The sequence below is a fragment of the Streptomyces sp. NPDC051921 genome, from assembly GCF_040680975.1.
GTDB lineage: Bacteria > Actinomycetota > Actinomycetes > Streptomycetales > Streptomycetaceae > Streptomyces.
This window is the reverse complement of the sequence record NZ_JBFAXU010000007.1, coordinates 115701-137285: the sequence shown is the minus strand read 5'-3', so window position 1 is coordinate 137285 and position 21585 is coordinate 115701. Positions and strand designations below refer to the sequence as shown.

21 protein-coding genes are annotated in these 21585 nt (G+C 72.5%); 12 read left to right on the top strand and 9 right to left on the bottom strand.

The window, feature by feature from the left end; all coding sequences use genetic code 11:
* Positions 1-7: 7 nt before the first annotated feature.
* The 3 genes from tpiA (at position 8) to AB0M16_RS11955 (ending at position 1535) form a co-directional block, all read left to right on the top strand.
* A complete protein-coding gene (tpiA, locus tag AB0M16_RS11965; RefSeq protein WP_365341558.1) occupies positions 8-784 on the top strand; it encodes a triose-phosphate isomerase in 777 nt (258 codons plus the stop codon).
* Positions 785-891: 107 nt separating this feature from the next.
* A complete protein-coding gene (gene secG / locus AB0M16_RS11960) occupies positions 892-1122 on the top strand; it encodes a preprotein translocase subunit SecG (protein WP_265866124.1) in 231 nt (76 codons plus the stop codon).
* Between the two features lie 77 nt (positions 1123-1199).
* Positions 1200-1535 (top strand): RNA polymerase-binding protein RbpA, encoded by a 336-nt coding sequence (locus AB0M16_RS11955; RefSeq protein WP_003957010.1) that lies wholly within the window; start codon positions 1200-1202, stop codon positions 1533-1535.
* Positions 1536-1624: 89 nt separating this feature from the next.
* Here AB0M16_RS11955 and AB0M16_RS11950 read toward each other — a convergent pair whose 3' ends face one another.
* Entirely contained in the window at positions 1625-2479 is an 855-nt protein-coding gene (locus AB0M16_RS11950; RefSeq protein ID WP_365341556.1) for a MurR/RpiR family transcriptional regulator, read from the bottom strand.
* A 59-nt stretch (positions 2480-2538) separates the two neighbouring features.
* Between AB0M16_RS11950 and AB0M16_RS11945 the strand changes: the two genes are divergently transcribed.
* The 5 genes from AB0M16_RS11945 to AB0M16_RS11925 all read left to right on the top strand — a co-directional run bounded on the left by AB0M16_RS11945 (position 2539) and on the right by AB0M16_RS11925 (position 8179).
* A complete protein-coding gene (locus AB0M16_RS11945; RefSeq protein WP_365341554.1) occupies positions 2539-3471 on the top strand; it encodes a BadF/BadG/BcrA/BcrD ATPase family protein in 933 nt (310 codons plus the stop codon).
* A 155-nt stretch (positions 3472-3626) separates the two neighbouring features.
* A complete protein-coding gene (locus tag AB0M16_RS11940) occupies positions 3627-4391 on the top strand; it encodes an SIS domain-containing protein (RefSeq protein ID WP_365341552.1) in 765 nt (254 codons plus the stop codon).
* A 92-nt stretch (positions 4392-4483) separates the two neighbouring features.
* Positions 4484-6139: a glucose-6-phosphate isomerase gene (gene pgi, locus AB0M16_RS11935; protein WP_365341822.1), complete on the top strand. Its 1656-nt coding sequence runs from the start codon at positions 4484-4486 to the stop codon at positions 6137-6139.
* Between the two features lie 13 nt (positions 6140-6152).
* On the top strand, positions 6153-6653 hold the full coding sequence (locus AB0M16_RS11930) for a PH domain-containing protein (protein ID WP_365341550.1): 501 nt from the start codon (positions 6153-6155) through the stop codon (positions 6651-6653).
* Positions 6650-8179, top strand: a complete 1530-nt coding sequence (locus AB0M16_RS11925; RefSeq protein ID WP_365341548.1) for a PH domain-containing protein — start codon at positions 6650-6652, stop codon at positions 8177-8179. Before AB0M16_RS11930 ends, AB0M16_RS11925 begins: the two co-directional genes overlap by 4 nt.
* 54 nt (positions 8180-8233) lie before the next feature.
* Here the strand turns inward: AB0M16_RS11925 and pgl are convergent, their stop codons facing one another.
* The 5 genes from pgl to tkt are packed head-to-tail and all read right to left on the bottom strand — an operon-like array spanning position 8234 to position 14857.
* Complete coding sequence (gene pgl / locus AB0M16_RS11920) at positions 8234-9016, bottom strand: 6-phosphogluconolactonase (protein ID WP_365341546.1); 783 nt, start codon at positions 9014-9016, stop codon at positions 8234-8236.
* Positions 9013-10083 carry a glucose-6-phosphate dehydrogenase assembly protein OpcA gene (opcA, locus tag AB0M16_RS11915; protein ID WP_365341544.1) on the bottom strand — a complete coding sequence of 357 codons (1071 nt, stop codon included), beginning with the start codon at positions 10081-10083 and terminating at the stop codon, positions 9013-9015. The genes pgl and opcA overlap by 4 nt, the downstream gene beginning before the upstream one ends.
* Positions 10080-11612 (bottom strand): glucose-6-phosphate dehydrogenase, encoded by a 1533-nt coding sequence (zwf, locus tag AB0M16_RS11910; protein WP_365341542.1) that lies wholly within the window; start codon positions 11610-11612, stop codon positions 10080-10082. The genes opcA and zwf overlap by 4 nt, the downstream gene beginning before the upstream one ends.
* A gap of 5 nt (positions 11613-11617) precedes the next feature.
* Complete coding sequence (gene tal, locus AB0M16_RS11905) at positions 11618-12736, bottom strand: transaldolase (protein WP_365341540.1); 1119 nt, start codon at positions 12734-12736, stop codon at positions 11618-11620.
* A gap of 36 nt (positions 12737-12772) precedes the next feature.
* Positions 12773-14857 (bottom strand): transketolase, encoded by a 2085-nt coding sequence (gene tkt / locus AB0M16_RS11900; protein WP_365341539.1) that lies wholly within the window; start codon positions 14855-14857, stop codon positions 12773-12775.
* Between the two features lie 332 nt (positions 14858-15189).
* On the opposite strand from tkt, the gene AB0M16_RS11895 reads away from it, so the two are divergent.
* From AB0M16_RS11895 to AB0M16_RS11885, 3 genes are all read left to right on the top strand, one after another.
* Positions 15190-16143 carry a heme o synthase gene (locus AB0M16_RS11895; RefSeq protein ID WP_365341820.1) on the top strand — a complete coding sequence of 318 codons (954 nt, stop codon included), beginning with the start codon at positions 15190-15192 and terminating at the stop codon, positions 16141-16143.
* 101 nt (positions 16144-16244) lie between these two features.
* A complete protein-coding gene (locus tag AB0M16_RS11890; RefSeq protein WP_365341537.1) occupies positions 16245-16565 on the top strand; it encodes a hypothetical protein in 321 nt (106 codons plus the stop codon).
* A gap of 88 nt (positions 16566-16653) precedes the next feature.
* Positions 16654-17733 carry an amidohydrolase gene (locus AB0M16_RS11885; RefSeq protein WP_365341535.1) on the top strand — a complete coding sequence of 360 codons (1080 nt, stop codon included), beginning with the start codon at positions 16654-16656 and terminating at the stop codon, positions 17731-17733.
* 157 nt (positions 17734-17890) lie between these two features.
* On the opposite strand, the gene AB0M16_RS11880 is transcribed toward AB0M16_RS11885, so the two are convergent.
* The 3 genes from AB0M16_RS11880 to AB0M16_RS11870 form a co-directional block, all read right to left on the bottom strand.
* The gene (locus AB0M16_RS11880) at positions 17891-18859 is read right to left on the bottom strand and encodes a COX15/CtaA family protein (protein ID WP_365341818.1); all 969 of its coding nucleotides are present in this window, start codon (positions 18857-18859) and stop codon (positions 17891-17893) included.
* Positions 18860-18946: 87 nt separating this feature from the next.
* Positions 18947-19711, bottom strand: a complete 765-nt coding sequence (locus AB0M16_RS11875) for an ABC transporter permease (protein WP_365341533.1) — start codon at positions 19709-19711, stop codon at positions 18947-18949.
* Positions 19708-20643: an ABC transporter ATP-binding protein gene (locus AB0M16_RS11870; protein ID WP_365341531.1), complete on the bottom strand. Its 936-nt coding sequence runs from the start codon at positions 20641-20643 to the stop codon at positions 19708-19710. The genes AB0M16_RS11875 and AB0M16_RS11870 overlap by 4 nt, the downstream gene beginning before the upstream one ends.
* Before the next feature lie 87 nt (positions 20644-20730).
* Here AB0M16_RS11870 and AB0M16_RS11865 point away from each other — a divergent pair, with 87 nt between their 5' ends.
* Positions 20731-21540 (top strand): DUF72 domain-containing protein, encoded by an 810-nt coding sequence (locus tag AB0M16_RS11865; protein WP_365341529.1) that lies wholly within the window; start codon positions 20731-20733, stop codon positions 21538-21540.
* Positions 21541-21585 lie beyond the last annotated feature (45 nt).

The following is a 21585-nucleotide window of genomic DNA, read 5'->3' as shown; positions in this document are numbered from 1 at the left end:
CCCCCTTATGAGCACCCGTACCCCGCTGATGGCGGGCAACTGGAAGATGAACCTCAACCACCTCGAGGCCATCGCCCACGTCCAGAAGCTCGCCTTCGCGCTGACCGACAAGGACCACGACGCCGTGGAGGTCGCGGTCCTCGTGCCCTTCACGGACCTGCGCTCCGTGCAGACCCTGGTCGACGGCGACAAGCTGAAGATCAAGTACGGCGCCCAGGACGTCTCGGCGCACGACTCCGGCGCGTACACCGGCGAGATCTCCGGCCCGATGCTGGCCAAGCTGAAGTGCGCCTACGTGGCCGTCGGCCACTCCGAGCGCCGCCAGTACCACGCCGAGACCGACGAGGTCTGCAACGCCAAGGTGAAGGCCGCCTACAAGCACGGCCTGACCCCGATCCTCTGCGTCGGCGAGGAGCTGGAGGTCCGCGAGGCCGGCAACGCCGTCGCGCACACCCTGACCCAGGTCGAGGGCGGCCTCAAGGACGTCCCGGCCGAGCAGGCCGAGACCGTCGTGATCGCCTACGAGCCCGTGTGGGCCATCGGCACCGGCAAGGTCTGCGGCGCCGAGGACGCCCAGGAGGTCTGCGCGGCGATCCGCGGCAAGCTCGCCGAGCTGTACACGCAGGAGCTGGCCGACAAGGTCCGCATCCAGTACGGCGGCTCCGTCAAGGGCGGCAACGTGGCCGAGATCATGGCCCAGGCCGACATCGACGGCGCGCTGGTCGGCGGTGCCTCGCTGGACGCCGACGAGTTCGTGAAGATCGTGCGCTTCCGCGACCAGTGATGATGTAGAGCGGCGGACGCGATCCGTCGTACCCTTGCGGGGGTCGGCCAGGTACCCTGTCCGGCCCCCGTCCGTATAAGTCCGAGGAAGTTGGTCCAGCCGTGGTTATGGGGTTTTCGATCGCCCTGATCGTCTTCAGTGCGCTGCTGATGCTGCTCGTGCTGATGCACAAGGGGAAGGGCGGCGGCCTCTCCGACATGTTCGGTGGCGGCATGCAGTCGTCCGTCGGTGGCTCCTCGGTCGCCGAGCGCAACCTGGACCGCATCACCGTCGTGGTCGGTCTGCTGTGGTTCGCGTGCATTGTCGTACTTGGTCTTCTGATGAAGATGGACGGGTAACTCCAATCACTGGACGCGCGTTGGGCCTTACGTAGACTGGGGCATCTTCGAGCACCATCACGCAGGGAGTTACGACCGTGGCAAGTGGCAACGCGATCCGGGGAAGCCGGGTCGGAGCGGGGCCGATGGGGGAGGCCGAGCGGGGCGAGTCGGCACCGCGCCTCCGCATCTCCTTCTGGTGCTCGAACGGGCACGAGACGCAGCCGAGCTTCGCCAGTGACGCACAGGTCCCGGACACCTGGGACTGCCCGCGCTGTGGCTTCCCGGCCGGCCAGGACCGGGACAACCCGCCGGACCCGCCGCGCACCGAGCCCTACAAGACGCACCTCGCGTACGTCCGGGAGCGGCGCAGCGACGCGGACGGCGAGGCGATCCTCGCCGAGGCGCTCGCCAAGCTCCGCGGCGAGATCTGAGCGTGGTGTGACGACGTCGAGAGCGTGACGAACGGGCCCTGCCCGCGAACCGGATTCGCGGGCAGGGCCCGTTCGGCGTTCCCGTCCGGCTACCGGCGGTGCCCGTCGGCGATGTGCGCGGTGAGCGCGAGGGCCGCGGTGGCACGCGAGTAGGTCAGCTGTGCCACGCGCGCGTAGAGGCAGTCGAGGAGCAGCAGCACCGAGTGCCGGGTGCCGAAGCCGCCGTGCCGGAAGCCGGTCGGGGCGGCCGTCGAGGTCAGATGGACCCCGGCCGCGCGGGCCACCGGCGAGCGCGGGTCCCCGGTCACGGCGACCGTCGCGGCACCCCGCTGCGCGGCCAGCCGCAGCGGGCCGAGCACCTCGCGGGTGGCTCCCGAGTGCGAGAGCGCCACGACCGCGTCCGCGGGTGTCAGCAGGGCCGCCGAGGTCTCCGCCGCGTGCACCTCGGTCCAGGCGCGGGCCTCGCAGCCGATGCCGAAGAGCCGGGCCTGTGTCTCCAGGGCGAGGACGCCCGAGGCGCCGACGCCGTAGACGTCGATCCGGCGCGCCTGCGCGAGGACCCGGGCGGCCCGCTCCAGGGCGTCGAGGTCGAGCTGTTCGGTGGTGGCGCGCAGCGCCTGCAGGTCGGCGCGGGCGACCGCGGCGACGACGAGGTCGAGCGGGTCGTCGGGGCCGATCTCCGGTCCCAGCGGGCGGGGTGCCTCCTGGTGGACGCTCTCCTGTCCCTGCTCACGGGCGAGTTCGAGCAGCAGCCCCTGGTACGAGTCGAGGCCCAGCGCCCGGCAGAACCGGGTCACCGTGGCCTGCGAGGTGCCGGTGCGGCGGCCGAGCTCGGCCGCCGAGACGCCGGCGACCCGCGCCGGGTCCGCGAGGACCCAGTCCCCGACCTTGCGCAAGGAGCCGGACATCCGGGGGAGTTCGGAGCGGATCAGTGCGGTGATCATGTGGAGTGGCCTTCCGGGGGCTTGTGACCGGGTGAATCTATCAACCAGCATGCTGCCTGATGAACGAATCCAGGATTCAGCATGGTGGCGAGGGCGTGATCGGCATCGACGCGGGCGGTACGCGCACCAGGGCGCGCCTCGCCGACGCGGCGACCGGCCGGACCCTGGGTGAGGGGACGGGCGGCCCCGGCAATGCCCTGAGCGTCCCCGAGGACGCGCTGGCCCGGCATCTGGCGGAGGCCCTGCGGGGAGCGGTGCCGGAGGGCGGGCGGGCAGCGGGCGTCACCGCCGTCGTGGCGGGCTTCGCGGGCGGCGGGCCGGGGGGTGGCCGCGAGCAGGCCCGCCGGGCCCTGGAGGCCGCCCTCGCGCAGACCGGCGTCTCCCCGGCGCGGATCGAGGTCCACGGGGACGCGGAGGTGGCCTTCGCGGCCGGCCCCGGCACCCCGGCGGACGGCCTCGTCCTCATCGCGGGCACGGGCGCGGCGGGCGCACGGGTGACCGGGCGGCGGGCGGTGCGCGCGGTGGACGGGGACGGGTGGCTGCTCGGAGATGCCGGGAGCGGCTTCTGGCTGGGCCGGGAGGCGCTGCGCGCCGTCCTGCGGGCCCTCGACGGCCGCGGGCCCGCGACGGCTCTCGCGGTCCCGGTGGAGGCGCTCTGCGGAGGCCTGGGCAAGGAGCGGGTCGTCCGGTACGCCTACGCCGGGCATCCGGTCCGACTGGCGGAACTCAGCCCCCTGGTGGTGGCCGCGGCGGCGGGCGGGGACGCGGTCGCCGCGGACCTCCTGGACCGCGCGGCGGACGAACTGGCGGCGACGGTCGCCGCGTTGGCCCCCCGCCGCGGTGAGCCCCTGGTGGTGACCGGCGGCCTCCTGGCCCCGGACGGCCCCCTGCTGCGGCGCCTGGGCGACCGCGTGGCGCCCTTCGGCCTCACCCCGTCTGCGGTCCCCGACGGCCTGTCGGGCGCGGTGTCCCTGGCCCGCCTGCCGCGCTGAACCGGTGCGCCCACGGCGGGGCGCCGCCCGACGCGGACCGCCGTGCCCGCTCGCGCCCTTGACGGGCTCCGCCGGGGGCTGATTCATTGAACCGGCTAGAGCTCATTCACTTGGTTCAACAAGCCAGATTCGTGAAGCCAGCGGAGGCCCTCCTCATGACGCAACCCTCCCTCGGCGCGGCCCGGTTCGCCGACCTCGCCCGTACCTCCGTCGACCGAGTCGTCGCCGGCAACAAGGACTCCGTCCTCGTCTCCGCGCGGCTGTTCGCCGATTGCGTGGCCGCCGACGGGGTGATCCACGCGTTCGGGACCGGACACTCGCAGGCCGCCGCCCTCGAGGTGGCCGGGCGGGCCGGGGGGCTGGTGCCCACCAGCCGGATCGCGCTCGCGGACCTCGTGCTGCGCGGCGGGGAGGATCCGGCGATCCTGCGGGATCCGCTCCTGGAGCGGTCGCCGGGGCTCGCCGAGCGCCTGTACGCGCTGGCCACGCCCCGGCCCCAGGACCTGTTCGTGATCATCTCCAACTCCGGGGTCAACAACGCGGTCGTCGACCTCGCCCTGAAGGTCACCGGGTCCGGACATCCACTCGTCGCGCTCACCTCCCTGGAGCACACGCACGCCGTGCCCGCACTCCACACGAGCGGCAAGCGGCTCGCCGACCTCGCCGACGCGGTCCTCGACAACGGCGCGCCCGCCGGCGACGCCGTACTGCCGCTGCCCGACGGGGGCGCGCTGTGCGGCATCTCCACGCTCACCTCCTCGCTGCTCGTGCAGATGGTCGTCGCCGAGGCCGTCGCGCTGCTGCTCGCCGAGGGGCACGACGCGCCCGTGTACGTGTCGGCCAACCTGCCCGGCGGGCACGAGCGCAACGCGCTGCTCGAAGCGCGGTACGAAGGACGGCTCCACCGGGGCGGGCACTGAACGTGTTCCGCACACCGGATCAATTAGGTTGGAGGTGCAGCGGGGCACACACGCAGGACACGGAGCAACACGAAGAAATGGGCGAAGTCGAGATGACGAACGCGGCACCTACCAGGCTCAACCAGCTGCCCGAGTGGGCGGCCCTCGGCAAGCACCGCGAGCAGCTGGGCGACACCCACCTGCGCGAGCTGTTCGCCGCCGACTCCGGGCGCGGCACCGGATACACGCTGCGCGTCGGCGACCTGTACCTGGACTACTCCAAGCACCTGGTGACCGACGAGACCCTGGCGCTGCTGCGCGACCTCGCGGCGGCCACCGGCGTCGCCGAGCTGCGCGACGCCATGTTCCGCGGCGAGAAGATCAACAACACCGAGCACCGCGCGGTCCTGCACACCGCGCTGCGCGCCCCGCGCGGCACGGTCGTCGAGGTGGACGGCGTCGACGTCGTCCCGGAGGTGCACGCCGTCCTCGACAAGATGGCCGGCTTCGCCGACAAGGTCCGCGCCGGCGAGTGGACCGGTCACACCGGCAAGCCGATCAAGAACATCGTCAACATCGGTATCGGCGGCTCGGATCTCGGCCCCGCCATGGCCTACGAGGTCCTGCGCTCCTTCACCCGGCGCGACCTGACGGTCCGTTTCGTCTCCAACGTCGACGGCGCCGACCTGCACGAGGCCGTCCGCGACCTCGACGCCGCCGAGACCCTCTTCATCGTCGCCTCGAAGACCTTCACCACCATCGAGACGATCACCAACGCCACCTCCGCCCGCAACTGGCTCCTCACCGAGCTGGGGGCCGGTCAGGAGGCCGTCGCGCGGCACTTCGTGGCCCTGTCGACGAACGCCGAGAAGGTCGAGGACTTCGGCATCGACACGGCGAACATGTTCGAGTTCTGGGACTGGGTCGGCGGCCGGTACTCCTACGACTCCGCCATCGGCCTGTCCCTGATGATCGCCATCGGGCCGGACGCCTTCCGGGAGATGCTCGACGGCTTCCACCTCGTCGACGAGCACTTCCGTACGGCCGCCCCCGAGGAGAACGCGCCGCTGCTGCTCGGTCTCCTCGGCATCTGGTACGGCGCCTTCTTCGACGCCCAGTCGCACGCCGTGCTGCCGTACTCGCACTACCTGTCGAAGTTCACCGCCTACCTCCAGCAGCTCGACATGGAGTCCAACGGCAAGTCCGTGACCCGCGACGGGCAGCCGGTCGACTGGCAGACCGGACCGGTGGTCTGGGGCACCCCCGGCACCAACGGCCAGCACGCCTACTACCAGTTGATCCACCAGGGCACCAAGGTCATCCCGGCCGACTTCATCGGCTTCGCCCGGCCCGTCGCCGACCTGCTGCCCGGCCTGGTCGCCCAGCACGACCTGCTCATGGCCAACTTCTTCGCCCAGACCCAGGCGCTCGCCTTCGGCAAGACGCCCGAGGAGGTGCGCGCCGAAGGCGTCCCGGAGGAGCTCGTCCCGCACAAGACCTTCCAGGGCAACCACCCCACCACCACGATCCTGGCCGACGCGCTCACCCCGTCCGTCCTCGGTCAGCTCATCGCGCTCTACGAGCACAAGGTCTTCGTCCAGGGCGCCGTCTGGAACATCGACTCCTTCGACCAGTGGGGCGTCGAGCTCGGCAAGGTCCTCGCCAAGCGGATCGAGCCGGTGCTGACCGGCGGGCAGGGGGGCGAGCAGCTCGACTCCTCGACCGCCGGGCTCGTCGACGTCTACCGCTCGCTGCGCGGCCGCAACTGAAGGGCCTGAGGGGATGACGGGGGAGAACGCGGTCCGGCTGCGCCCGCCCAGGAACGCGCTCGACCGGCGGGCCGTCGGCTGGTGGCGGGCCCAGCTGCTCGTCACCACCGCCGTGCCGGCGGGCGTCCTGGCCGTGCTCGGCGCCTTCATCGGGCCGGCCAGGACCTGGCTGCTGGGCGCCGCCGCCGCGGTGACGCTCCTCGGGCTCGCCGCGACCGCGTTCTTTCCCGCCTGGTGGTTCCGGGTGCACCGCTGGGAGATCACCGAGGACGCCGTGTACGTGCGGACCGGCGCCCTCTGGCAGGAGTGGCGGATCGCCCCCATGTCCCGGATCCAGACCGTCGACACCGTACGCGGCCCGCTGGAACAGGCCTTCCGGCTCGCCACCGTCACGGTGACCACCGCCTCCTCCAAGGGCGCGATCCGCATCGAGGGCCTCGACCACGAACTCGCCGCCGAGCTCGCGGAACGGCTCACCGCGATCACCCGGGCCACCCCCGGAGACGCGACATGAGCACCGTCGAGCCCGACGATGACTGGCGGCGGCTCGCCCCGCGCACCCTGCTCGCCGGCGCCGCCGTCCTGTGCGGCGTCGCCGGCGGCGCCGCGCTCCCCGTCCTCCTCAGCCTCTCCTCCGGCTCGCGTCCCCTGTGGCAGGCCGCCGCCTGGGTCCTCGCCGGGGCCCTCCTGCTCATCGGCGGCGGCAGCGCCGCCGACTGGGTACGGCTGCGCCGCACCCGCTACCGCGTCGGTCCCGAGCGGGTCGACCTCCACACCGGGCTGCTCGTCGTCAAACGGCGCTCCTTGGCCCGCGAACGCATCCGCAGCGTCGACCTCACCGCCAACCCAATGGAACGCCTCCTCGGCCTGGTCAAGGTGCGGATCGGCACCGGCGAGCACACCGACGGCGAGTCCACCCTCGAACTCGACCTGGTCAGCCGGGCCGAGGGCGAGCACCTGCGCCGCATCCTGCTCGCCCGCCCCGCCGACGCCGGGACCGACCGCGCCCACGACGGCGTCCTCACCGGCCTCGACCCGCGCTGGATCCGCTACGCCCCGGTCTCCTTCGTCGCCCCGCTGCTCGGCGGGGCCGCGGCGGGCGCCATCCTGCAGGTGAGCGACTGGTTCGGTGCCCAGGAGCAGGTCATCCACTGGACACGCGACCGCTTCGAGGACGTGTCCCTGCCCTGGATGATCGTCGACCTGGCGCTGCTCGTCACCGCCGCCGGTGTGATCGGTGCCCTCGGCCTGTGGATCGAGATGTGGTGGAACTACCGTCTGGAACGCGAACCGGGCGGCACGCTCCGGGTGCGCCGCGGCCTGTTCACCGCCCGCTCCGTCTCCCTGGAGGAGCGCCGCCTGCGCGGGATCGAGCTCGTCGAACCCCTCGGCGTACGCCTCTTCCACGCCGCCCGCGTCGACGCCGTCGCCACCGGTCTCGCCCAGGACGACGACGACCGGCACGGCGACCTCAAGAACCTGCTGCCGCCGGCGCCCCGGGCGGTCGCCGAGCGGGTCGCCGCCCAGGTGCTGCGCGAGACCGAGCCGCCCACCGGGGCGCCGCTCGCCGCCCATCCCCGGGCCGCCCGCCTCCGCCGCGTGCGCTGGGCGCTGTGGACCGGGCTCGGCCCGGCGGCGCTCCTCGCCGTCCTCGGCCTCCGGCTCACCCCCGTGCTCCTGTACGTCGCGGCCGGCGTGGCGCTGGTCCTCACCCCGCTCGCCCTGCTGTTCGCCCGTGACGCCTACCGCAGCCTCGGACACGGTGTCAGCGGCGCCTACCTGGTGACCCGTTCGGGCACCGCCCGCCGTTCCACCGTCGCCCTCCGACGTGCCGGAGTCATCGGCTGGACCGTCAAGCAGTCCTGGTTCCAGCGGCGCGCCGGGGTGCTCACGCTGAGCGCGACGACGGCAGCCGGAGCGGGCGCGTACGACGTGTACGACGCCGGCGAGAGCCAGGGCCTGGCCTTCGCCGCCGAGGCCGTCCCGGGCCTCCTCGCGCCGTTCCTGGAAACGCCGGAGGCCCGGACCACCACCAGGTGAACCGGGCCTCCGTGACGTGCCCTCGGGGGTGAGGTGCCCGCGGTCCGCGGCGCCTCAGGCCGAGGCCGGCGGGTACAGGCTCCGCGGCAGCTCGGACGCGGCCGCCGCGTCGAGCAGCCACAGCGTGCGCGAACGCCCGTGGGCGCCCGCCGCCGGGGCCTGCACCTCGCCCGCGCCGGACAGCGCGATGGCCGCGGCCTTCGCCTTGTCCTGCCCGGCCGCGAGCAGCCAGACCTCCTTCGCGGCCCGGATCGCCGGCAGCGTCAGCGAGACCCGGGTCGGCGGCGGCTTCGGCGCGCCGTGCACGCCGACCACCGTCAGCTCGGTCTCGCGGACCGCCGGGAGCTCCGGGAACAGCGAGGCCACGTGCGTGTCCGGGCCGACACCCAGCATCAGCACGTCGAAGGTCGGCACGCCGCCGTGGTCGCCGGGGCCGGCCGCCGCCGCGAGCTCGGCCGCGTAGGCCGCGGCCGCGGCGTCGACGTCGGATCCGTACGGACCGTCCGAGGCCGGCATCGCGTGCACCCGGGCCGGGTCCACCGGGACGCTGTCGAGCAGCGCCTCGCGGGCCTGGGTGACGTTGCGCTCCGGGTCGCCCTCGGGGAGATAGCGCTCGTCACCCCACCACAGGTCGAGCCGCGCCCAGTCGATCGCGTCCCGGGCGGGCGCCGAACGCAGCGCCGCGAGCAGCCCGTTGCCGTTGCGCCCGCCGGTGAGCACGATCGAGGCGGAGCCGCGGGCGGCCTGGGCGTCCACGATCTTGGTGATCAGCCGGGCCGCGGCGGCCTCGGCCATCAGCTCCTTGTCGCGGTGCACGACCAGCTGAGGGGTGCTCACTTGGCCGCCGCCTTCTTGGCCGGGGCCTTCTTGGCGGCCCGCTTGGGGGTCTCCTCGGCCTCCACGCCCTCGGTGCCCCCCTCGACCACGACCACGTCCCCGGCCTCCGGCTCGACCGGCGCGGGGGCGGTGGTGGCCGCCTCCTCGTCGAGCCGCTCCAGGCCGAAGCGCAGCGCCGAGGCGTAGGTGTCGTCCGGGTCGAGCCGGCGCAGCTCCTCCGCGATCAGCTCGGCCGTGTCCCGGCGCTTGAGCGCCACGGCACGGTCCGGCTGGCCCATGATGGAGAGCGTCGCGAGCGAGCCGTCCGGCCGGTCGAGCACGATCGGACCGGCGTTGGTCTCCATCCGCACGGAGGTGAGACCGGGCCCCGCCGACTTCGAGCGCCGCACCGGGATGGTCAGCCGCTCGGCCAGCCACATCGCGAGCAGTTCGACGCTCGGGTTGAACTCCTCGCCCTCCACCTCGGCCGAGGTCACCTCGCAGGCGACCTGGTCGAGCGCGGCGGCCAGCATCGAACGCCACGGGGTGATTCGGGTCCACGAGAGGTCCGTGTCGCCCGGGGTGTACGCGTCCGCGCGCGCGGTCAGCTCCTGGATGGGCTGCTCGGCGGCGTACGTGTCGGTCACACGGCGCTGGGCGAGGGCGCCCAGCGGGTCGTTCGCCGGGTCGGTCGGCGCGTTCACCGGCCACCAGACGACGACGGGCGCGTCCGGCAGCAGCAGCGGCAGCACCACCGACTGGGCGTGGTCGACGACCTCGCCGTACAGCCGGAGCACCACCGTCTCGCCGGTGCTGGCGTCGGCGCCGAGGCGGACCTCGGCGTCGAGCCGCGCCTTGGCGCGGTCCCGCGGGGTCCGCGAGACCCGCTTGATGACGACGAGGGTCCGCGAGGGGTGCTCGCGGGACGCCTCGTTGGCCGCCTTCAGCGCGTCGTAGGCGTTCTCCTCGTCGGTGACGATGACGAGGGTGAGCACCATGCCGACGGCCGGGGTGCCGATGGCCCGCCGCCCGAGCACCAGCGCCTTGTTGATCTTGGAGGACGTGGTGTCCGTCAGGTCGGTCTTCATGGCCGGCGCCAGCTCCTGCCGTCTCGTGCGAGCATCTCGTCCGCCTCGACCGGACCCCAGGTCCCGGACTCGTACTGCGCGGGCTTGCCGTGCGCGTCCCAGAACTGCTCGATCGGGTCGAGGATCTTCCAGGACAGCTCGACCTCCTCCACGCGCGGGAAGAGGTTGGAGTCGCCGAGCAGGACGTCGAGGATGAGCCGCTCGTACGCCTCGGGACTGGACTCGGTGAAGGACTCGCCGTAGGCGAAGTCCATCGACACGTCCCGGATCTCCATCTGCGTGCCCGGCACCTTCGAACCGAAGCGCACCGTGACGCCCTCGTCCGGCTGGACCCGGATGACGATGGCGTTGCGGCCGAGCTCCTCGGTCGCGGTGTGGTCGAACGGCGAGTGCGGGGCGCGCTGGAGGACCACCGCGATCTCGGTCACGCGGCGGCCCAGCCGCTTGCCGGTGCGCAGGTAGAAGGGGACGCCCGCCCAGCGGCGGTTGTCGATCTCCAGCTTGATCGCCGCGTAGGTGTCGGTCTTCGACTGGGGGTCGATGCCGTCTTCCTCCAGGTAGCCGACGGCCTTCTCGCCGCCCTGCCACCCGGCCGCGTACTGGCCGCGGACCGTGGACTTCGCCAGGTCCTTCGGCAGCTTCACCGCACCGAGCACCTTGGTCTTCTCCGCGGCGAGCGCGTCGGCGCCGAAGGAGGCGGGCTCCTCCATCGCGGTCAGCGCGAGCAGCTGGAGCAGGTGGTTCTGGATGACGTCACGGGCGGCGCCGATGCCGTCGTAGTAGCCGGCGCGGCCGCCGATGCCGATGTCCTCGGCCATGGTGATCTGCACGTGGTCGACGTACGACCGGTTCCAGATCGGCTCGAAGAGGGTGTTGGCGAAGCGGAGCGCCAGGATGTTCTGGACGGTCTCCTTGCCGAGGTAGTGGTCGATGCGGAAGACCGCCTCGGGCGGGAAGACCTCGTGGACGACCTCGTTGAGCTCCTTGGCGGAGGCGAGGTCGTGGCCGAACGGCTTCTCGATGACCGCACGGCGCCAGGAGCCGTTCTTCTGGTCGGCCAGGCCGTGCTTCTTGAGCTGCTGGACGACGAGCGGGAAGAACTTCGGCGGCACCGACAGGTAGAAGGCGAAGTTGCCGCCCGTGCCCTGCGCCTTGTCGAGCTCCTCGATCGTGGCCTTCAGCTGCTCGAAGGCGTCGTCGTCGTCGAAGTCGCCCTGGACGAAGCGCATCCCCTGGATGAGCTGCTGCCACACCTCCTCGCGGAACGGGGTGCGGGCGTGCTGCTTGACCGCGTCGTGGACCTCCTGTGCGAAGTCCTCGTCCTGCCACTCGCGGCGGGCGAAACCGATGAGGGAGAAGCCCGGCGGCAGCAGACCCCGGTTGGCGAGGTCGTAGACGGCAGGCATCAGCTTCTTACGGGACAAATCGCCCGTGACGCCGAAGATCACCAGACCCGACGGCCCCGCGATGCGCGGGAGCCGTCGGTCTGCGGCGTCACGGAGCGGGTTGGCTCCGGTGACTGCGCTCAAGGTGCTTACGCCTCCGAGGGTGCGCGGCGGGCGAGCTCCGCCTCGGTCGACTTGAGAAGGTCGTTCCAGGACGCCTCGAACTTGTCGACGCCCTCGTCCTCCAGGAGCTGGACGACGTCGTCGTACGAGATGCCCAGCGCGGCCACGTCGTCGAGGAGCGAGCGGGCCTCGTCGTACGTGCCGTGGATGGTGTCGCCGGTGACCTCGCCGTGGTCGGCGGTGGCCTCCAGGGTCGCCTCCGGCATGGTGTTGACGGTGCCCGGAGCGACCAGGTCCACCACGTACAGGGTGTCCTTGTACGCCGGGTCCTTCACGCCGGTCGAGGCCCACAGCGGACGCTGCTTGTTGGCCTGCGCCTTGTCCAGGGCCGCCCAGCGCTCGGAGCCGAAGACCTCCTCGTACGCCTGGTAGGCGAGGCGCGCGTTGGCCAGGGCCGCCTTGCCCTTGAGGCCCTTGGCCTCGTCGGTGCCGATGGCGTCCAGGCGCTTGTCGATCTCCGAGTCCACGCGGGACACGAAGAAGGACGCCACCGAGTGGATCTTCGACAGGTCCAGGCCGCGCTCGCGGGCCTTCTCCAGACCGGCCAGGTAGGCGTCCATGACCGCGCGGTAGCGCTCCAGGGAGAAGATCAGCGTCACGTTCACGCTGATGCCGAGGCCGATGACCTCGGTGATCGCCGGCAGACCCGCCTTGGTGGCCGGGATCTTGATCAGCGTGTTCGGGCGGTCCACCAGCCAGGCCAGCTGCTTGGCCTCGGCGATGGTGGCGGCCGTCTCGTGGGCGAGCCGCGGGTCGACCTCGATGGAGACCCGGCCGTCCTGGCCCTGCGTCGCGTCGAAGACGGGGCGCAGGATGTCGGCGGCGTCCCTCACGTCAGCCGTCGTGATCATGCGGATGGCCTCGTCCACGGTCACCTTGCGGGCGGCGAGGTCGACGAGCTGCTGCTCGTAGCCGTCACCCGAGGAGATGGCCTTCTGGAAGATGGACGGGTTGGTGGTCACACCCACCACATGGCTCTGGTCGATGAGCTCGGCCAGGTTGCCGGACGTGATCCGCTTGCGCGAGAGATCGTCCAGCCAGATCGCGACGCCTTCGTCGGAGAGGCGCTTGAGAGCGTCTGTCATGAGAGTTGCATCTCCATTAAGTCGTACGTATGTGCGTCAGCGCGCGGTGGCGGCGAGGGATTCCCGCGCGGCGGCGACGATCGCCTCCGGCGTGAAACCGAACTCGCGGAACAGGACCTTGGCGTCGGCCGAGGCGCCGAAGTGCTCCAGCGAGACGATCCGGCCGGCGTCACCGACGTACTTGTGCCAGGTCAGGCCGATACCGGCCTCGACCGCGACCCGCGCCCTGACCGACGGCGGCAGGACGGAGTCCTTGTACTCCTGGCCCTGCTCCTCGAACCACTCCACCGACGGCATCGAGACCACACGGGTCGGGACGCCGGCGGCCTGCAGCTGCTCCCGGGCCTCGACGGCCAGGTGCACCTCGGAGCCGGTGGCGATCAGCACCACCTGCGCGTCGCCGTCGGCGTCGAACAGCACGTAGCCGCCCTTGGCCGCGTCCTCGTTCGGCGCGTAGGTCGGGACGCCCTGACGGGTGAGGGCCAGACCGATCGGGGTGCCCTTGCCGAACACCTTCGTGTGGCGCTGGGTGATCTCGCGCCAGGCGATCGCCGTCTCGTTCGCGTCGGCCGGGCGGACGACCGTCAGACCCGGGATGGCACGCAGCGAGGCCAGGTGCTCCACCGGCTGGTGGGTCGGGCCGTCCTCGCCGAGACCGATCGAGTCGTGCGTCCACACGTACGTCACCGGCAGGTGCATCAGCGCGGACAGGCGCACGGCGTTGCGCATGTAGTCGGAGAACACCAGGAAGGTGCCGCCGTAGATGCGGGTGTTGCCGTGCAGGGCGATGCCGTTCATCTCCGCGGCCATGGAGTGCTCGCGGATGCCGAAGTGGACCGTCCGGCCGTACGGGTCGGCCTCGGGCAGCGGGTTGCCCTCCGGGAGGAAGGAGGACGTCTTGTCGATCGTGGTGTTGTTCGAGCCCGCGAGGTCGGCCGAGCCGCCCCACAGCTCGGGGATCACCGCGCCGAGCGCCTGCAGGACCTTGCCGGAGGCGGCGCGGGTCGCGACGCTCTTGCCGGGCTCGAAGACCGGGAGCTTCTCGGCCCAGCCGGCCGGCAGCTCGTTGGCCTGGATGCGGTCGAACTCGGCCGCGCGCCCCGGGTTGGCGGTGCGCCACTCGGCCAGCGTCTTCTCCCACTCGGCGCGGGCCTCGCGGCCGCGGTCGCCGAGGGCGCGGGTGTGGGCGATGACCTCGTCGGAGACCTCGAAGGACTGCTCCGGGTCGAAGCCGAGCACGCGCTTGGTGGCCGCGACCTCCTCCGCGCCGAGCGCCGAGCCGTGCGCGGCCTCGGTGTTCTGGGCGTTCGGGGCCGGCCAGGCGATGATCGAGCGCATCGCGATGAAGGAGGGGCGCTCGGTCTCGGCCTCGGCGGCCTTGATCGCGGCGTACAGGGCGGCCGGGTCCAGGTCGCCGTTGGCCTGCGGCTCCACGCGCTGGACGTGCCAGCCGTAGGCCTCGTACCGCTTCATCGTGTCCTCGGACACGGCGGTCTCGGTGTCGCCCTCGATCGAGATGTGGTTGTCGTCCCACAGCAGGATCAGGTTGCCGAGCTTCTGGTGCCCGGCGAGCGAGGAGGCCTCGGCGGAGATGCCCTCCTGGAGGCAGCCGTCGCCGGCGATCACGTAGACGTGGTGGTCGAAGGGAGAGGCACCCTGCGCGGCCTCCGGGTCGAACAGACCGCGCTCGAAGCGGGCGGCCATCGCCATGCCCACCGCGTTGGCGACGCCCTGGCCCAGCGGGCCGGTCGTGGTCTCGACGCCGGCCGTGTGGCCGTACTCCGGGTGGCCCGGGGTCTTCGAGCCCCAGGTGCGGAAGGCCTTCAGGTCGTCGAGCTCGAGACCGAAGCCACCCAGGTAGAGCTGGGTGTAGAGGGTCAGGGACGAGTGGCCGGCGGAGAGCACGAACCGGTCGCGGCCCACCCACTCCGGGTCGGCGGGGTCGTGCCGCATCACCTTCTGGAAGAGGGTGTACGCGGCGGGCGCGAGGCTCATGGCCGTGCCGGGATGGCCGTTTCCGACCTTCTGAACGGCGTCGGCGGCCAGGATGCGGGCGGTGTCCACGGCCCGCTGGTCCAGTTCGGTCCACTCGAGGTCTGTGGTCGTCGGCTTAGTGCTCACCCTGAGTCAGGGCTCCTCTCCGCATGTCTTGAGCCGGTGACTGAGGGTGTCCCGGCGATGTCGAGCCTACCCCCGGAATTCGCCCCTCTTTTCGTGTCCATGCCCCTCATATGAGCGCTCTCTCTGCAAGACTGCCGCCGGGCGTGGGAGTTCGCCTCCCGACGGGGCCGCGGCCGGTGTCCGCTCTTCGGGACACGCCTCGGGCGAGCCCCGCCAACACGACCCCACCCCCGCGAAGATCGGCGTATGGGCAACGTCTACAGTGGCGTGGTACGCGCAAGTCTTCACCCCGTCTTCATCCGGGGAGCTTGCTGGGAAATTCTCTGTCAGGGGTGTGCGTGACGGCCGTCGAGTCCCGACCCGCAGGGGTCGTCTTGACTCCCAGCCCGGGGGGCCATCGGCCGTTCGGGGCCCGCGTCAAGGCATTCGTGGCGCTGACCAAGCCGCGGATCATCGAGCTGCTGCTCATCACGACCGTTCCGGTGATGTTCCTCGCCGAACAGGGCGTGCCCGACCTGTGGCTGGTGCTCGCCACCTGCTTCGGCGGCTACCTGTCCGCGGGCGGCGCCAACGCGCTGAACATGTACATCGACCGCGACATCGACGCCCTGATGGACCGCACGTCCCAGCGTCCGCTGGTGACCGGCATGGTCTCGCCGCGCGAGGGCCTGGTCTTCGGCCTCACCCTCGCGGTGGTCTCCACGCTCTGGTTCGGCCTGCTCGTCAACTGGCTCTCCGCGGCGCTCTCGCTCGGCGCGCTCCTCTTCTACGTCGTGATCTACACGATGATCCTCAAGCGGCGCACCGCGCAGAACATCGTCTGGGGCGGCATCGCCGGCTGCCTGCCGGTGCTCATCGGCTGGTCGGCCGTCACGAACTCGATGTCGTGGGCCGCGGTCATCCTCTTCCTCGTCATCTTCTTCTGGACGCCGCCGCACTACTGGCCGCTGTCGATGAAGGTGAAGGACGACTACGCGCGCGCGGGCGTGCCCATGCTCCCGGTGCTCGCCTCCAACAAGGTCGTCGCCAAGCAGATCGTGCTCTACAGCTGGGTCATGGTGGCGGTCTCGCTGCTCCTCACCCCGCTGGGCTACACCGGCTGGTTCTACACCGCGGTGGCGCTGCTGACCGGCGGCTGGTGGCTCTGGGAGGCGCACGGGCTGCTCAACCGCGCCAAGGCGGAGGTGACGGGCGCGAAGCTCAAGGAGATGCGCCTCTTCCACTGGTCCATCACCTACGTCTCGCTGCTCTTCGTGGCGGTCGCGGTGGACCCCTTCCTGCGCTGACGTCCCCGCGTACGTCACCCTGCCGAGCGGCCGGGGTGCGTGGCCCACGCCACGTGCCCCGGCCGTCGCCAGTCGATCTACCCGCGAGTAGCATCTGTCCCATGGCAGACACGAAGCAGGCGGAGCGCAAGGCGGCCAAGCTGGCCAAGGAGATCAAGGCCTTCTCCGGGAAGCACGGCGGCGCCGAGGGCCAGCTCGCCCACATCGGCCAGGCGGGCACCCGCATCGTCCTCGTCGGCGAGGACGGCGGCTGGGGAGACCTGGTGGCCCCGACCTACGCGATCGCGGAGGCGGCCGCCGAGAAGGCCGGTCTCACGCTCCACGACGAGTTCGACGGCGAGTTCGCCGCCAAGGTCGTCACGGGCCCGTACGAGTGGACCCGGATGGCCGGTATCCAGATCGGCGGCCCGGCCAACGCCTGATGCCACCGGGGCTCCGGAGGCAACAACCTCGCGCGGGGCTCACCCGTTAGGAGGGGTGGAAGCCCGTCCAGACGTGGGAGCCCCCCGAATGATCGACACGCCGAGCCTGGTGGACCAGTACTGCCACGGGGTGCTCCGCACGGAGCTCGGCCTCGGCAACTTCGAGACCCGTCTCGCCCCGACCGAGGCCCCGTCCGCCGCCGGCACCACCTTCTTCGACACCCAGGCCGGCTTCGCCGTACGCCGCTGGTGTCCGCCGCTCCTCGGCCTGGAACCGCACTGCCCGCCCGCCCGCTACCTCGCCCGGCGCCGTGAGCTCGGCGTCCTCGAAGCGGGCCGGCGCCTGCTGCGCGCCTCCGGCATCGCCACCTACCTCGTCGACACCGGGCCGCCCGGTGACCTGACCGGCCCGGCGGAGCTCGCCGCCACCGGCGGCGCCGCCGCGCACGAGATCGTCCGGCTCGAACCCCTCGCCCAGCAGGTCGCCGACACCTCGGGCACCGTCGACGCCTTCCTCGCCAACCTCGCCGAGGCCGTCCACGCGGCGGCCGCGGGCGCCGTCGCCCTCACCTCCGTGGCGGGGGTACGGGGGGGACTCGCGGCCGTCCCCGAACCGCCGGGCCCCGGCGAGGTGCGCGGCGCGGCGGGGCGCTGGCTGGCCCGGCGCACGGCCGGCGGGGCGCTGGACGACCCGGTGCTGCTGCGCCATCTGCTGTGGGTGGCGGTCGGCGCGGGGCGTCCGCTGCAGCTGCATGTGGGGGAGCGGGACCCGGGCACCCTGGCCGGTTTCGCCGCCGCGACCGGGGGCCTCGGCGTCGACCTGGTGCTGCTGCACGACTACCCGTACCACCGCCAGGCCGCCCGGCTCGCCGGACACTTCCCGCACGTCTACGCGGACCTCGGTCCGGTCGTCGCCCGCACCGGGGCGAGGGCCGCGGCGGTGCTGGCGGAGTTCCTGGAGCTGGCGCCCTTCGGCAAGCTGCTCTTCTCCAGCGGCGCCCGCGGCCTGCCCGAGCTCCACGTGGTGGCCGCCAGCGTCTTCCGCGGGGCGCTCGCCCGGGTCCTCGGCGAGTGGGTCGGCGACGGCTCCTGGTCCCGTACGGACGCGACGAGGGTCGCCGGCCTGATCGCGGCGGGGAACGCGCGGCGGGTGTACCGCCTCGATTAGACGGCCCTTCCGGGCAGGGCCCCGGCCTCGGCCCGGCTTGGGCTTCGGCCCTTCCGGGCACGGCCCCGGCCGGCCCGGTTTGGTCCCGGCTCAGATCTGGGCCCGGCTCAGACCTCGGCCCGGCTCGGGCTCCGGCCCTTCCGGGCACCGGCCCGGCTCAGGCCTTCGCGAGTTCGGCGTCCGGCTGGGCAGGGATCTCCGCGGCGGCGACCGGCCGCTCACGCAGGCTGAGGGCGAGGCGCACCACGGCGATCCACAGGAGCGCGGAGCCGAGCATGTGGGCGGCGACCAGGAGCTCCGGGACGCCCGTGAAGTACTGGACGTAGCCGATGACACCCTGCGCGAGCAGCACGATCAGCAGGTCGCGGGCGCGGGCCCGGGTGTCGTCCGGGGCGTCCACCACGCGCAGGACCAGCCACATCGCGAGGGCCAGGGCGCAGACCACCCAGGCCGCGACGGCGTGGACGTGCGCGGCGTTCGTCCAGTCCCACGGCATGCGCGGCACGTCGCTGCTGTCACCGGCGTGCTTGCCGGCACCGGTCACCGTCGTACCGAGCGCGATGAGCAGCGCGGAGACGCCGGTGATCGCCCAGGACAGCTTGCGCACCGGGCGCGGGACGCGCGGCTTCGGCGGGGTGTCGCCCTCGCCGGTGCGGTGCCAGGTGACGACGGCCACCGTGAGGAGCGCGTTCGCGGCGAGGAAGTGGCCGGCCACCGTCCACGGGTTGAGGCCCATCCACACCGTGATGCCGCCGATCACGGCGTTGCTCATCACGATCCAGAACTGCGCCCAGCCGAGCCGGGTCAGCGGCCGGCGGCGGGGCTTGACGGAGCGCGCGGCGATGATCGCCCAGCCGACGGCGGCCGACAGGACGTAGGTCAGCATGCGGTTGCCGAACTCGACGAGGCCGTGGAAGCCCTGCTCGGCGGTGACGATGAGGCTGTCGTCCGTGCACTTGGGCCAGGTGTCGCAGCCGAGACCGGAGCCGGTCAGCCGGACCGCGCCGCCGGTGACGATGATGGCCACGCTCATCACGACGGCGGAGAGCGCGGCGCGCCGGAGGACCCGGGGGGACGGGGTCCAGCGCTGGGCGATGAAGGCGAGGGGGGTCTGCACGGTCCACATCGTAGGCGGGGGCTTGTGCACGCTTTCACGAGGGGGTGGTTAGGGGGCGAGTCACCCCGAAACGTCACCGGCCCGCTACTCCCGGCGTCATTCCCAGCGGAAGAACCGCGCCGCCGCGCCGAGGCCGAGCACCGCCCAGACCGCGAGGACCAGCGCGTCGCCCCACGGCATCGCCGCGCCGTGCTGCAGCACGTCCCGCAGCCCGTCGGAGAGCGCGGAGATCGGCAGGAAGGCGAGCACGTCGCCCGCGGCGCCGAACTTCTCCAGCGGCACCATCACGCCGCCGCCCACCAGGAGCAGCAGGAAGACCAGGTTCGCGGCGGCCAGCGTCGCCTCCGCCTTCAGGGTGCCGGCCATCAGCAGGCCGAGTCCGGAGAAGGCGGCGGTGCCGAGGACCAGCAGGGCGAGCACCGAGAGCGGGTTGCCGTGCGGTGACCACCCGAGCGCCAGGGCGATCACGGTCAGGAGCGCCACCTGCAGCACTTCGGTGACGAGCACCGCCAGCGTCTTGGCGGTCATCAGCGCCCAGCGCGGCAGCGGCGAGGCGGCGAGCCGCTTGAGCACCCCGTAGCGGCGCTCGAAGCCGGTGGCGATGGCCTGCCCGGTGAAGGCGGTGGACATCACGGCGAGCGCGAGGACACCCGGGGCGAGGAAGTCGACGGCCTCGTCGCTGCCGGTGTCGACGATGTCCACCGTCGAGAAGAGCACGAGCAGCAGGGAGGGGATGATCACCGTGAGGAGCAGCTGTTCGCCGTTGCGCAGCAGCATCCGGGTCTCCAGGGCCGCCTGCGCGGCGATCATCCGCCCGACCGGCGCGGCGCCGGGCTTCGGCGCGTACGTACCCGTGCTCATCCGCGCAGCTCCTTGCCGGTCAGTTCGAGGAAGACGTCTTCGAGGGTGTGGCGCTCGACGGAGATCCGGTCGGGCATCACGCCGTGCTGGGCGCACCAGCTGGTGACGGTGGCGAGCAGCTGGGGGCCGACCTCGCCGGTGATCCGGTAGCTGCCGGGCAGCGGCTCGGCGGCGGAGCTGCCGTCGGGCAGGGCCTTGAGCAGCGAGCCGAGGTCGAGTCCGGGGCGTCCGGTGAAGCGCAGGCTGTTCTCGGCGCCGCCGCGGCACAGCTCCTCGGGGCTGCCCTGGGCGACGACCCGCCCGGCGTCGACGATGGCGACGTCGTCGGCGAGCTCCTCCGCCTCGTGCATGAAGTGGGTGGTCAGGACGACCGTCACGCCGTCGGCGCGCAGCTCGCGGACCAGGTCCCAGGTGGCGCGGCGGGCCTGCGGGTCGAGTCCCGCGGTCGGCTCGTCGAGGAAGACCAGCTCGGGGCGGCCGACGACGGCCATGGCGAGCGACAGGCGCTGCTGCTGGCCGCCGGAGAGGCGCCGGTAGGCGGTGCGGCCGCAGGAGCCGAGGCCGAGGCGCTCGACCAGGGCGTCGACGTCCAGCGGATGGGCGTGCAGCTTCGCCACGTGGCGGAGCATCTCGTCGGCGCGGGCGCCGGAGTAGACGCCGCCCGACTGGAGCATCACGCCGATCCGGGGGCGCAGGGCGGCGGCGTCGGCGACCGGGTCGAGGCCGAGCACGCTCACGTCGCCGGCGTCCGGCCTCCGGTAGCCCTCGCAGGTCTCGATCGTGGTCGTCTTGCCGGCCCCGTTGGGTCCGAGGACGGCGGTGACGGTGCCCCCGCGGACATCGAGGTCGAGGCCGTCCACGGCGGTCTTCGTTCCGTACCGCTTGACCAGGCCCCGGACCCGGACCACGGACTCGCCGGACTCGTTTCGCATGCCGGGAAGTCTAAGGACCCGCCCGGACCCTTCGGCGGGCGGGCCCGGAGAGGGGCTGGATCCGGCCGGAGCGGGCATCTGCCCCGTATGGCGGTGTTCGTCGGCACGTCCGGCTGGCAGTACCGGGACTGGCGGGGCGTGCTGTATCCGGAGGGCGTGCCCCAGCGGCGGTGGCTGGAGGAGTACGCGCGGAGCTTCGCGGCCGTGGAGAACAACAACGCCTTCTACCGGCTGCCCGAGCGGGCGACCTTCGCCGAGTGGCGGGAGCGGACGCCGGAGGGCTTCGTCATGGCGGTCAAGGCCAGCCGCTACCTCACCCACGTCAAGCGCCTGAAGGACCCGGAGGAGCCCGTCCGGCGGCTGCTGGGGCGTGCCGCGGGGCTGGGTGACCGGCTCGGTCCGGTGCTGCTCCAGCTGCCGCCGACGCTGCGGGCCGACGCCGGGCTCCTCGACGCGGTGCTCGGCTGCTTCCCGGCGGGGGTGCGGGTGGCGGTGGAGCCGCGGCACGCGTCGTGGTGGACGGACGGGACCGCCGCGGTCCTGTCCGGCCACGGGGCCGCACTCTGTTGGGCGGACCGGGGCTCGCGTCCGGTGGCTCCGCTCTGGCGGACGGCCGACTGGGGCTACCTGCGGCTGCACGAGGGCCGGGCGCGGCCCTTCCCGTCGTACGGGAGGCAGGCGCTGCTGACCTGGGCGGACCGGCTCGCGGAGAGCTGGCCGGACCGGGCGGACGTCTTCGTTTTCCTCAACAACGACACGGGGGGTGCCGCGGTCCGCAACGCGGGATCTTTCATCCGTGCCGTGGAAGCCCGGGGGCGTACGGTCGCCGTGCCGGCGGAGCGTGCCGGGCGGCCGGAAACTGCTGGTCAGGAAGGGCGCCATTCGTCCCACGAATGATCGTTTCCGCAGGTCAGGTAAGCCTTACCTGCGTGACGCACGGCA

Excerpts from the sequence above, each read along its gene's own strand:
- tpiA (WP_365341558.1), top strand. The coding sequence starts at position 8 with ATGAGCACCCGTACCCCGCTGATGGCGGGCAACTGGAAGATGAACCTC.
- secG (WP_265866124.1), top strand. The coding sequence starts at position 892 with ATGGGGTTTTCGATCGCCCTGATCGTCTTCAGTGCGCTGCTGATGCTG.
- AB0M16_RS11950 (WP_365341556.1), bottom strand. The coding sequence starts at position 2,479 with ATGATCACCGCACTGATCCGCTCCGAACTCCCCCGGATGTCCGGCTCC.
- AB0M16_RS11945 (WP_365341554.1), top strand. The coding sequence starts at position 2,539 with ATGAACGAATCCAGGATTCAGCATGGTGGCGAGGGCGTGATCGGCATC.
- AB0M16_RS11940 (WP_365341552.1), top strand. The coding sequence starts at position 3,627 with ATGACGCAACCCTCCCTCGGCGCGGCCCGGTTCGCCGACCTCGCCCGT.
- pgi (WP_365341822.1), top strand. The coding sequence starts at position 4,484 with ATGACGAACGCGGCACCTACCAGGCTCAACCAGCTGCCCGAGTGGGCG.
- AB0M16_RS11930 (WP_365341550.1), top strand. The coding sequence starts at position 6,153 with ATGACGGGGGAGAACGCGGTCCGGCTGCGCCCGCCCAGGAACGCGCTC.
- AB0M16_RS11925 (WP_365341548.1), top strand. The coding sequence starts at position 6,650 with ATGAGCACCGTCGAGCCCGACGATGACTGGCGGCGGCTCGCCCCGCGC.
- opcA (WP_365341544.1), bottom strand. The coding sequence starts at position 10,083 with ATGAAGACCGACCTGACGGACACCACGTCCTCCAAGATCAACAAGGCG.
- tal (WP_365341540.1), bottom strand. The coding sequence starts at position 12,736 with ATGACAGACGCTCTCAAGCGCCTCTCCGACGAAGGCGTCGCGATCTGG.
- AB0M16_RS11890 (WP_365341537.1), top strand. The coding sequence starts at position 16,245 with ATGGCAGACACGAAGCAGGCGGAGCGCAAGGCGGCCAAGCTGGCCAAG.
- AB0M16_RS11885 (WP_365341535.1), top strand. The coding sequence starts at position 16,654 with ATGATCGACACGCCGAGCCTGGTGGACCAGTACTGCCACGGGGTGCTC.
- AB0M16_RS11880 (WP_365341818.1), bottom strand. The coding sequence starts at position 18,859 with ATGTGGACCGTGCAGACCCCCCTCGCCTTCATCGCCCAGCGCTGGACC.
- AB0M16_RS11875 (WP_365341533.1), bottom strand. The coding sequence starts at position 19,711 with ATGAGCACGGGTACGTACGCGCCGAAGCCCGGCGCCGCGCCGGTCGGG.
- AB0M16_RS11870 (WP_365341531.1), bottom strand. The coding sequence starts at position 20,643 with ATGCGAAACGAGTCCGGCGAGTCCGTGGTCCGGGTCCGGGGCCTGGTC.
- AB0M16_RS11865 (WP_365341529.1), top strand. The coding sequence starts at position 20,731 with ATGGCGGTGTTCGTCGGCACGTCCGGCTGGCAGTACCGGGACTGGCGG.